Source organism: Pedobacter mendelii, assembly GCF_014635725.1.
In the GTDB taxonomy this organism is placed as follows: Bacteria; Bacteroidota; Bacteroidia; order Sphingobacteriales; family Sphingobacteriaceae; genus Pedobacter; species Pedobacter mendelii.
Window position 1 is genome coordinate 1 of the sequence record NZ_BMDJ01000020.1, and the last position, 10,383, is coordinate 10,383.

General features: G+C 33.9%; 13 protein-coding genes and 1 pseudogene. All 14 read left to right on the forward strand.

What is annotated here, in order from left to right:
• The first annotated feature begins 4 nt into the window (after positions 1-4).
• The 14 genes and pseudogenes from tssD (IEV50_RS19710) to tssD (IEV50_RS19385) all read left to right on the forward strand — a co-directional run bounded on the left by tssD (IEV50_RS19710) (position 5) and on the right by tssD (IEV50_RS19385) (position 10,216).
• Positions 5-127 carry a type VI secretion system tube protein TssD gene (gene tssD / locus IEV50_RS19710; protein ID WP_262890417.1) on the forward strand — a complete coding sequence of 41 codons (123 nt, stop codon included), beginning with the start codon at positions 5-7 and terminating at the stop codon, positions 125-127.
• A 270-nt stretch (positions 128-397) separates the two neighbouring features.
• The gene (locus IEV50_RS19320) at positions 398-2,203 is read left to right on the forward strand and encodes a type VI secretion system Vgr family protein (RefSeq protein WP_188417511.1); all 1,806 of its coding nucleotides are present in this window, start codon (positions 398-400) and stop codon (positions 2,201-2,203) included.
• Between the two features lies 1 nt (position 2,204).
• Entirely contained in the window at positions 2,205-3,146 is a 942-nt protein-coding gene (locus IEV50_RS19325) for a hypothetical protein (protein WP_188417512.1), read from the forward strand.
• Positions 3,146-4,345: a hypothetical protein gene (locus tag IEV50_RS19330; protein WP_188417514.1), complete on the forward strand. Its 1,200-nt coding sequence runs from the start codon at positions 3,146-3,148 to the stop codon at positions 4,343-4,345. The genes IEV50_RS19325 and IEV50_RS19330 overlap by 1 nt, the downstream gene beginning before the upstream one ends.
• A 5-nt stretch (positions 4,346-4,350) precedes the next feature.
• Positions 4,351-5,004 carry a DUF8188 family protein gene (locus tag IEV50_RS19335; RefSeq protein ID WP_188417516.1) on the forward strand — a complete coding sequence of 218 codons (654 nt, stop codon included), beginning with the start codon at positions 4,351-4,353 and terminating at the stop codon, positions 5,002-5,004.
• Complete coding sequence (locus tag IEV50_RS19340; protein ID WP_188417518.1) at positions 5,001-5,666, forward strand: DUF8188 family protein; 666 nt, start codon at positions 5,001-5,003, stop codon at positions 5,664-5,666. The genes IEV50_RS19335 and IEV50_RS19340 overlap by 4 nt, the downstream gene beginning before the upstream one ends.
• Positions 5,666-6,319 (forward strand): annotated as a pseudogene (locus IEV50_RS20020) (DUF8188 family protein). Before IEV50_RS19340 ends, IEV50_RS20020 begins: the two are co-directional and overlap by 1 nt.
• Before the next feature lie 135 nt (positions 6,320-6,454).
• Positions 6,455-6,739 carry a hypothetical protein gene (locus IEV50_RS19355; RefSeq protein WP_188417537.1) on the forward strand — a complete coding sequence of 95 codons (285 nt, stop codon included), beginning with the start codon at positions 6,455-6,457 and terminating at the stop codon, positions 6,737-6,739.
• A 206-nt stretch (positions 6,740-6,945) separates the two neighbouring features.
• A complete protein-coding gene (locus tag IEV50_RS19360; protein WP_188417539.1) occupies positions 6,946-7,314 on the forward strand; it encodes a hypothetical protein in 369 nt (122 codons plus the stop codon).
• Positions 7,315-7,343: 29 nt separating this feature from the next.
• Complete coding sequence (locus tag IEV50_RS19365) at positions 7,344-7,901, forward strand: hypothetical protein (protein ID WP_188417542.1); 558 nt, start codon at positions 7,344-7,346, stop codon at positions 7,899-7,901.
• 1 nt (position 7,902) lies between these two features.
• Positions 7,903-8,403 (forward strand): tetratricopeptide repeat protein, encoded by a 501-nt coding sequence (locus IEV50_RS19370; protein WP_188417544.1) that lies wholly within the window; start codon positions 7,903-7,905, stop codon positions 8,401-8,403.
• Between the two features lie 56 nt (positions 8,404-8,459).
• Positions 8,460-8,789: a hypothetical protein gene (locus IEV50_RS19375; protein WP_188417546.1), complete on the forward strand. Its 330-nt coding sequence runs from the start codon at positions 8,460-8,462 to the stop codon at positions 8,787-8,789.
• Positions 8,790-8,878: 89 nt separating this feature from the next.
• On the forward strand, positions 8,879-9,160 hold the full coding sequence (locus IEV50_RS20025; protein ID WP_503826699.1) for a DUF8188 family protein: 282 nt from the start codon (positions 8,879-8,881) through the stop codon (positions 9,158-9,160).
• Between the two features lie 660 nt (positions 9,161-9,820).
• Positions 9,821-10,216, forward strand: a complete 396-nt coding sequence (gene tssD, locus IEV50_RS19385) for a type VI secretion system tube protein TssD (RefSeq protein WP_188417550.1) — start codon at positions 9,821-9,823, stop codon at positions 10,214-10,216.
• The last annotated feature ends 167 nt before the right edge of the window (positions 10,217-10,383 follow it).

Sequence of the window (10,383 nt, forward strand, 5' to 3'; positions counted from 1 at the left end):
CATCATTCAATATAACGAGGGTATTGCGGTAAACGACAATACACCAATGACATTAAGTTTTGTGGTATCTGCTCGTAAGCTAAAGCTCGGCAACGCAGAACACGAAAATGATTGGCCAAAGGCTTAGTGGTATAAAACCTAAAATATCATTAAAAACGACTGGCATAACCAGTCGTTTTTAGTTCGTTAATAATTAAAGCTCACTACCTATGTCTAGCCATTTCAAACATCTAATATTAACCAATAACTACATCTACTCTGATAGTAAGTTTGATTCGGTATGCAAACAATACCTAGCTGATGGTTTAAAATGCAAAATGGATGTGCTTTACAAACCAAATTCATCCTTTAGCAATGCGTTTTTCGGCTAATTATTGTAATCAAATTTATCATTAACATGGAAAAGAAATTAATCACAGAAATAAATATAGAAGATAAGGCCATTACGCATTTTGCTTCCTTTAGTCTGCAACAAGCTTTTAATGAACACCATTACTTTGAATTGCGCTTTAACCATGATGAAATGGGTGCTCCAGGTTTGATAAGTTTAGATGATAGCCGTGATTTTGTTGGCAAAACATTAACAGCTTCATTTGGATATTCGCCTGATAAGCTTCAAAACTTTGCAGGCCTAGTTACAAAGGTAGAACTGGCACAAAGCCATGGTTACCATGGCGTGCTAATTGTAAGTGGTTACAGCCCCACTATACTAATTGACAGAGGTCCAGATTTAGGTTCTTACCTGGATAAAGATTTGAATGAAATTGTGCAGCTTGCCACAAAAGATACACCAGTAAACGACCTTAAAATCGTTACAAATGCGTCCAGGAGTGCTTCAATTGATTATATTATACAGTATAGAGAAAGCGATTTCGAGTTCCTGAACCGCTTATCGGGCGAATACCATGAATGGTTTTTTTATGATGGTAAGCAGCTAAATTTTGGCAAACCGGACAAACAGCCAGAGGTTGCACTTTTTTATGGGCGTGATGTACAAAACCTACAATACGCAATGGAAGTTTCACCCATTAAATATAAACGTTTCGCTTATAATCCAAAACAAGACGAAATGCTGCACAGCGAAAGTGAGGGAAAAGCAGATGGAAATCCTGATTTGGCGCATGCCGTTAAGGCCTCAAATTCCATGTATAGTAAAACCTACAATCAGCCCTCGCTGATAAGGGTTGATAATCCTTCTGATATTAAAAGCCATGTAGAGAATGAAGAGAAAGCCCACATTTCAGAGCTTTTAAAAATCAATGCAAGCGGAGACAATGCTGAACTGGCTATCGGCAGTATTGCAGAAGTTACCATGAGTTTAAGAAAGGAACTTGCATTTGCAACAGAAACGCTTGGTAAGTTTCTGATAATCAATATTAACCACAATATTGATGGTACAGGAAAATACCATAACACATTTGAAGGCATTGTATCCACTTCCGAACGTATCCTGGTTACAAATTATGACAAACCCAACCCAGATATGCAACTTGCTGATGTGGTGGATAACGATGATCCGCAGGGACAAGGTAGAATAAAAGTGAAGCTAAAATGGGAATGCCAAACCAATGATCCAACTGAATGGCTCAGAGTGGTAAGCCCGAATGCGGGCAGCGGAGATACCGGCAAAAACAGGGGATTTCATGTAATACCTGAAAAGGGCGACCAGGTGGTAATTGCTTTTGAGGAAGGCAATGTGGCCAGGCCTGTTGTAATGGGCAGTGTATACCATGGTAAAAGCGGTGATAGCAGCGGCTTTAAAAATAGCAATACCAAAGGGCTAACCTCACGAAAAGGAAGTTGCCTGAGTTTTGACGATTTAAACCATGCTTTAAACCTTGGAACAAATGCTGCAAATTTCGTAAAAATAGAGAATGGCCCGGGATTAATTACCGCAGAATCTGCAGAAACCATTGTAATTAAAACCGGGCAGAGCAGCATTACCATGAAAAAGGATGGAACAATTGATATTGTTGGCGAGATTATTAATATTCAAGGGAAGAACTCGGTAAATATTAATTGGGGAGATAAATCAGGAATTAGTGTATTTGTGGGTAAATCGGGTTATACAAATTATAGTTTCGATGGAAAAACAAAGAAAGAAGCTGTAACCGAAGGGATATCTGTAACAAGTGGCACAACTATTCTTTCAAAATCAGATGGTGTACAAACAATCAATGGTAGTCAAGTAGATATTAATTAATATGAGCAGATTTAAATTTTTTGAGGATGAGCAACCTATTCAAACGAAAAATCATCAGGTCATTTTAAACAAAAATGAAGATAGAACAGAAGATACTAGTTTTAAAGCTGGTAAAGCAAGGTATCGGAGCGAACAATTAGTTGTTATAAAAGTAGATGGTATAATTGAAAACCATGCTGATACAAAATTAGAATATACTGTTGAAAAAATAGTTAAGGAAAATCAACTTTTAGCTGATGTAAAGCTTGTTGATCAAATAGTAAAAATCCAACCAGAATATTTACAAGACAGTTTTGATTTGATGAGTAAGATTGATTTTATTAAAAGCAATGCTTTAATTTCATTAAATCCTACTACTGGAAAAATAAATAAAATAGAAAATATTGAACAAATCAAAGAAAACTGGAATTCATTTAAAAGAGATGTATTAAAAAATACATCCTTCGTTCAATCTGAGGAAATGAAGAAAAGTATCCTCACTTATCTGGATAATACAGAACCCCAATTTACTCACGAAAATTTAATTCAAGATTTTCAAATCCGTCCTTTTTACGACCTGTTTTTTGATAGATATCTCGTATCTAAAAATTATTCTGAAAATAACTATACCAAACTTTATTACTCACAGCTTTTTGATAGACTACCGATTGAATTAGAAATTAAAAATACGATTTCCAGCGAAAGTCCTGAAAATGTGACTATCCTAAAATCTGGTATTTTAAATAGAAAAAATTTATGTATACAAGACTTCGAAAAAATATATGATTTAAGATACAAACCCCGAATCGGCTATAAATTTGAAGGCTATGATTTTACTCATCATACTCAAATCAGTTACGATTTGAATGACGATATGTTATTAGATGCACAAATGACAATCAATGAAGTTGTTAAAAACAATATAGAGGTATTTGTAGATTATAAAATAAGGAGGATAGATTAATGAGCTCATATCTTCCATCAGGTGTAAAAATCAACTGCACGTTGATGACTGTTTCATCGCCTCAGCAGTTAGGAATGACAAGGAATGCCAGAACCGTACTTTCTTCTAAAGGGGCGCTTTGGCTAAATGTTGAAGATAAAAAACTGAGTGCAACATTTGTTTGTAAATCTCCCGCAAAATTTTGGAATGGTTTAGGTTCTATGCTTACTGGCCTTGCTGTCGGGATATTATGCGTTGCCGCAGCAGTTATTATTGTTGCAGCAGTGGTAGGAACTGGAGGAGCAGCTGGCGTGATATTAGCGGGCATGGCAGCGGCGGCTTCTAGTACGGCTACCGGGGTAATCGTTGGCTCACTCGCTGTAGCGGGTGCTGCGGCTTTGCTTGTTGAGCCTGTTAAAGCTACGATTGGTCTTTTTACCAGCGGCCATACCTGTGACTGTACGTTGGACGGTGGTAGTAAATGGCAAAATTATCACAATAAAGTTAGCTTTAACAAGCAAAAAGCCATTGTACAAAAATCTACATTAAAGTGTATTAATGGTGGGCTTTTACAGCCTTTCATAAGTCCTGTTATTGCCCAAAAGGCTGCTCAAAAGTTCTCTGCAAACAATAACGAAGAAATAAATCTTCATCAAAAACAGCAGTTATGGATGGGTTTTGTGAGTGGGTTTAGCGGATTGGCAGATCCACTAGGAACATCCCTAGGTATTGCTACAGGGACTTATGATTATGTTACCGGTAATTATGATTTTGAGAAAGGTGGCTATACTGATGCTATAATAAATGAAGGATCATCACCTGAAGAAGATCTTAAAAGTGAGGTAAGTAGCACCACCAGAGATCAAACTGCGGGTGCGGTTGCTGGCGGGGGTAAGGGAAGCTTAGAGGCTGTAGAAACCATTACCAATCAAAACAGAACTATTATTAGAGAGGTGATTGATCAGGGAGGAACTTATGCACAAGCCGAGCGAATGACCGCATGGGGACCGAAGACCTTCGCAGGAGAGTTTAAAAATGTTGGTATGGGTCTAGGGGTTGGTTTTGGATTTGGTATAGCTGGAGCAATTACCAATCATTATATTGCTAAAAATTATAAGGAAGATAAATTAAATTTGATTAAAGATGTTAATAATTCCTTAAAGAAAATGCGAAGCTTAGATTTTGCAAACAACCTCAATGTAAACAGTACACAAAGATAATATAAATGAAAAACATTTTAAAATATGGAGCGATAGCTGCGATTGGTATTGGTTTGTTTTTTGGAAAATATTTAGGAAGATGGATTGTCAACATTATTGATAATCCAGACACCCGAGTTAATAATGGTAAGCCATATGTAAAACAGTATTTAAATAATTGCGATACACTCCATTTAACAATGAAAAATTTCACCGATACTAATAGTTATTTTGAAGTACAGGGTAAATTTGATTTATCAAAAGATGATAATACTGCATATATCGATAAATATGAAATAACATTTTACAACCCTGTAGTAAAAAAATATTTTTGCGCATATTATTTTTTCCCTATGAATTCTATGAATAGTCAGATGTATAATATTTTTACTGGAGATATTAATCAAAATGGTACTAATATTATTGCAACGGTAAATAAGCAGGAGCTTGCAGACCCAACTTACGGGACCAAAGAAAAACCTGTACCGATTGTGTATTATGAAGTTCCAGAGAAAATGAATAGCTTTTACAGTTTGGTTGATGATGAAGGCAAATCAAATTATAGCACCGAAGCCGAATTTAAAATTTATATGACCAATTATAACATCAGAAACTATCTATCCTATGTAAAAAGCCAAGCAGATTTCGAAAAGATGTTTGGCAAGCAGCCTGATAAATGAAAAACTTTTTAAAGTATGGTGCAATAGGCGCATTGGGTATTGGCTTGTTTTTTGGGAAATATTTGGGAAGATGGATTGTCAACATTATTGATAATCCAGATACCCGAGTTAATAATGGAAAACCTTATGTTAAAAAGTACCTTAGTAGCTGTGATACCATTCGATTGTTTATGAAAGATTATTCCAAAAAAAGTGAGGATTTCGAAGTTCAGGGTGTTTTTAACCTTTCAAAGGATGAGAATTCTGCTTATATTGATAAATGGGCTTCTCTGTTTTATGATAATCGTTCCAAAAAATATTTTTGTTGCTATTATTTTTTCCCATCCCTGTCATTTTTTTCAAAGATGTATGGCTCTTTTTTATATGGCATAGATCAAAAAGGAACCGATATTCTTGCAACAGTAAATAAAAATGAACTTTCTGACGCTACCTACGGCACTAAGGAGAAACCAATACCTATTGTATATTACATAGTACCAGAAAAAATGAATAATTTTTTTGATTCAGTTACTGATAGTGGAAATCATAATGATAAATCCGGTTTTCACGGTACAGAAATTGAATTTAAAACTTTTATGTCCGAATATAATACAAGATATTATTTGTCTTACGTAAAAAGCAAAGCAGACTTCGAAAAGATGTTCGGAAAGCAGCCTGATTAATGAAAAACTTTTTAAAATATGGTGCAATAGGCGCATTGGGTATAGGCTTGTTTTTTGGGAAATATTTGGGCCGGTGGGTAGTTGACGTATTTGATAATTCCGATACAAGGATAAATAACGGGGCACCTTATGTACAACAATATATGAATAATTGTGATACTTTGCATTTGATGATGAAAAATTTCACAAAAAAACTTACCCATTTCAAGGTAAAGGGTGCTTTTGATCTTTCAAAAGACGATAATACTGCAGATTTACATAAGTGGCAATCTTATTTCTTCGATAAAAAAAATAACAAATATTTTTGTATTTCTTATTTTTTTATCATGAATTCTATGCGCAGCCAAATGTATGGGTCATTTATTTACGGTGTTAATCAAAATGGTACTAATATTATTGCAACGGTAAATAAGTAGGAGCTTGCAGACCCAAATTACGGGACCAAAGAAAAACCTGTACCGATTGTGTATTATGAAGTTCCAGAGAAAATGAATAGCTTTTACAGTTTGGTTGATGATGAAGGCAAATCAAATTATAGCACCGAAGCCGAATTTAAAATTTATATGACCAATTATAACATCAGAAACTATCTATCCTATGTAAAAAGCCAAGCAGATTTCGAAAAGATGTTTGGCATGCAGCCTGATAAATGAAAAACATTTTAAAATATGGAGCGATAGCTGCGATTGGGTATAGGATTGTTTTTTGGAAAGTTTAGGACGGTGGATTATTAATATTATAAATAACCCAGATACGCGAGTAAATAAGATTACCTATCCAGCATTACTATGAATAAACAAATTTCACAAGCTCTTGGCTGGGCTATTGGTGTGCTGGTTGTATTTCCATTAATAATTTACGGAGTTAACGTTTTGTTTAGATCCAAAGAAAATGATGGAAAAAAGTATGTTAAAAAATATTTAGAAAGTTGTAATTCTGTAAGCACAAAGTTTCCGAACTACTCTAATTATAAGTTATCATATGATCAATATACTACTTCCTTATTGAGTCCATCTGAAACTATATATAAAATAAAATTTTTTGATTCAACAATTAAAAAAATTGCCAGATAACCTTCTTTAATTATCCAGACTTTGAAGCTTCAAAGTTCACAACGGTACTGCATGATAAAAAAATAATTATTCTGGGGATGTTTCTCTGGATAATAATAGATTTATTTTTACTCTTTACTGAAAACAAAAATTCGAGCACTCAATTGATATATGGGAGGGTAATGTATGTGAGAAAAAATACAGGGTATCATAGATGTGAACTCAATATGAAAGTTAAGTGTTCAGACGATAAAATTATCCATACAATTTCTTTTTTTAAACCAAATGTGAGATGGTGGATGCAATTTATACCTGAAGTAGGAGACGATGTTTACTTCTACACAGCTGAAAAACTTTCGACGAATATCAATAATGATATGATTGCTTTTGGAATAGCCAATCATAAGCCAAAAATCGGAAAACTTCGTTGGGATTTATTCGCCTACCGTTCTTCTACGCGAACAATCATAATTTTTGCCATTCTATTTTTATGTTTATTTATTGTATTGAAGTTCACAACATTTGCAATTTTTATTCCTAAAGAATTTTATTTATTTGTAATCGTAAGATTAAGTATTGAGATTCTAATCATATAACATCCATGAAAATAAAAAGAAACATATATATGAACTTGTTATTAATGTATAGATTTCCACTACTTACAGCAGTAACCTGGATTTTTTTCTTAGTATTAATTACCATTAAACTTGCTGATTTGAAAATCATTTCTTTTAAAAGAACAGATGTTCAAATCAATAAAAGAAGCAGCGGTACCTATGGTAAATTTAGTTTTAAGCTTACGGTTTCTACGAGTAAACACGAAGTTTTTACCCGCTCCTATAAAACGCTAGCGCTATCAAATGGATTTATTGATTTAGAAAAACTTCAGAAGGCAAATGCGATTTGGATGGTAGTTTCTGAAAATAAATCCAAGTCAAATGAGTTCCAACTTTACAGCATTGCAGATCATAGGCCAGTGCGGTTGCGAATATTTTTTGAGATGATATCATATCTGATTAACAACTATATTCTTATAATCTGTTCACCATTAATACTCACCCTATTAATCTGTACTCAAGAATTTGGCAGGGATTACCAATACATAAATCAGAAACATCAAACAATAATTTCTACTTCTTATTTTTTTAATGCACTATTTATCGCTTTAATTGCCATCTATTAATATGGAACAAAAAAAAACACCTCTAAAAGGAAAAAGATTGATATTTTTTAGTTTACTATTCGGTTTATTTATGGTTCTGATTGGATATTTTATATTCAATAGTGCTGATTCATCAAACATTACTTCTCTTAATAAAGATGTCAAAATGAAAAATGCACAACAGTTATTTGATAAGGGAATGATGTATTATGATCAGAAAAAATACGAACAAGCAAGTAAATGCTTTTCAGAATCTTTAGATAATGGGTTTTTGATAGCACATGCATTATTAGGAGAGTGTAAATTGCACTTAGGCCAATATGATGAAGCAGAAAAACACCTCATCGAGGCCTCAAAAATAAATGATGGTGAATCCTTTCTAAAAGGATATTATTCAGGTGTAGAATATAATTTAGGAGTTGTTTATTATTCCAAAAAGAATATGGAAAATGCTAAAAAGCATTTAATAAATGCAAAAAAACTAGGTAACACTCAAGCCGATGAAATTCTTGCAAAGTTATAGTATGAGGCTTATATAAACGGGTACATGATTGCGATGCCACCTTAGAAGGGCAATGGATGCAGCCACATGGTGCCGTTAAATTAGATAAAGAGAAAACGCTGCTTAGTCAATCATTAATGAATTGTCCAAAAGGAGATGTAGTTTCAATTATAATAGATCCTGTTATAGCAATGGCTGCAGCAAAAGAAATTACAAGCAATAACAATGCTCAGATTAATGCTCATTTAGCTTCCCAGGCGGTAATTGGTGTAATTACTGCGGCAACTGCTTTTACACCAATAGGGTTGCTGGTTGCTGCGCCGATACCAATAGTTATTTTGAAGTGCAGGGAAAATTCGATTTATCAAAAGATGATAATACTACATATATCGATAAATATGAAATGACATTTTACAACCCTTTAGTAAAAAAATATTTTTGCGCTTATTATTTTTTCCCTACGAATAGTCAGATGTAAAATATTTTTACTGGAGATATTAATCAAAATGGTACTAATATTATTGCAACGGTAAATAAGCAGGAGCTTGCAGACCCAACTTACGGGACCAAACAAAAACCAGTACCGATTGTGTATTATGAAGTTCCAGAGAAAATGAATAGCTTTTACAGTTTGGTTGATGATGAAGGCAAATCAAATTATAGCACCGAAGCCGAATTTAAAATTTATATGACCAACTACAATATCAGAAACTATCTATCCTATTTAAAAAACAAAGCAGACTTCGAAAAGATGTTTGGCAAGCAGCCTGAAAAATGAAAAACATTTTAAAATATGGAGCGATAGCTGCAATTGGTGTTGGCTTGTTTTTCGGGAAATATTTAGGTCGAATGGAGAGCGGTCGTCATTGCAAAGCTGGACTTGTGTGAGCTTAAATAATCTTTCCTACCAAAATAGATTGCTTTGTGCCTCGCAATAATGAGACGTTTCTTGGAAACCTGTTTTCAAGAAATATTAATCGAACTCTCAGGTTACTACTTAAAAATAAAACACTTACGCTTGAGCATTTGCAAAAAGCGAAAAATTTAGGCAATAAAGACGCAGATAATTATGTATTAAAGATAACTTGCAGGAGTAAATTAATTTGACTCTTTAATTTAGATACTCAAAATTCTTACTTTCATGCTTTCACTACATAAATCGTGTTCAAAAAAGTAACATTTTGTCCTAAATCTCTACAATGTTTTAAGATGTATGCTGTCATAAAAATCAGACAGCAATTATTTTTAAAAAAAAACGATTTTTTTATTCTTAAAAATCTGCGCCCTGATTGCTGTAAACTAACATTCTTAAATTCAATGTACTTGTTTAGTTATTAGTTATGAGCAACATAGACTACAATTGGCTTGATATTTGGTAGTTGTGTTATTGTAGCGGAGGCTACAACTATCCAATTATTAACCTTTAAATTTTAAAACTATGGCTTTCAAAGCTAGATTAAATTTTTCGGGCAAGGAGTACGATGTACTCAATTGCGCCTATGCGTTAAACCGTGATGTAGATGCTAAAGGAAGACCTTCTTCCGGAGTTTACGGCGGTACCATCGACATTGAGATCGAATCAACTGAAGACACCTCAATTATCGAGGCGATGGTGAACAACCAGTACAAACCCATTACAGGAACCCTTCTGATTAAGAAAACAGAAGAAGATGCCAAAATGAAAGAAGTTAATTTCGAGGATGGCTACATTGTTAAATATTCCGAAGGGATAAACATTGTTGGCGACCACCCGATGACGCTTAAATTTCAAATTTCGGCCAGAAAGCTTAAATTAGGAAATGCAGAGCACCTTAACGATTGGCCTAAAGCTTAAGTTTTGGTTCAAAGCATGCAACGCTTTAACTAAATCATAACACTTAGCGCTATGCGCCAATCACAATTATTCATCTTTCAACATTAAAAAAAATTATCATGGCATTTAAAACCCGATTAAATTTAGGCGCAAAAGAATTTGATGTACTTCAGTGCAGCTTTTCATTA

Coding starts and splice junctions, on each gene's coding strand:
- IEV50_RS19320 (WP_188417511.1), top strand. CDS start 398: ATGGAAAAGAAATTAATCACAGAAATAAATATAGAAGATAAGGCCATT.
- IEV50_RS19325 (WP_188417512.1), top strand. CDS start 2,205: ATGAGCAGATTTAAATTTTTTGAGGATGAGCAACCTATTCAAACGAAA.
- IEV50_RS19330 (WP_188417514.1), top strand. CDS start 3,146: ATGAGCTCATATCTTCCATCAGGTGTAAAAATCAACTGCACGTTGATG.
- IEV50_RS19335 (WP_188417516.1), top strand. CDS start 4,351: ATGAAAAACATTTTAAAATATGGAGCGATAGCTGCGATTGGTATTGGT.
- IEV50_RS19340 (WP_188417518.1), top strand. CDS start 5,001: ATGAAAAACTTTTTAAAGTATGGTGCAATAGGCGCATTGGGTATTGGC.
- IEV50_RS19355 (WP_188417537.1), top strand. CDS start 6,455: ATGAATAAACAAATTTCACAAGCTCTTGGCTGGGCTATTGGTGTGCTG.
- IEV50_RS19360 (WP_188417539.1), top strand. CDS start 6,946: ATGAAAGTTAAGTGTTCAGACGATAAAATTATCCATACAATTTCTTTT.
- IEV50_RS19365 (WP_188417542.1), top strand. CDS start 7,344: ATGAACTTGTTATTAATGTATAGATTTCCACTACTTACAGCAGTAACC.
- IEV50_RS19370 (WP_188417544.1), top strand. CDS start 7,903: ATGGAACAAAAAAAAACACCTCTAAAAGGAAAAAGATTGATATTTTTT.
- IEV50_RS19375 (WP_188417546.1), top strand. CDS start 8,460: ATGCAGCCACATGGTGCCGTTAAATTAGATAAAGAGAAAACGCTGCTT.
- tssD (WP_188417550.1), top strand. CDS start 9,821: ATGGCTTTCAAAGCTAGATTAAATTTTTCGGGCAAGGAGTACGATGTA.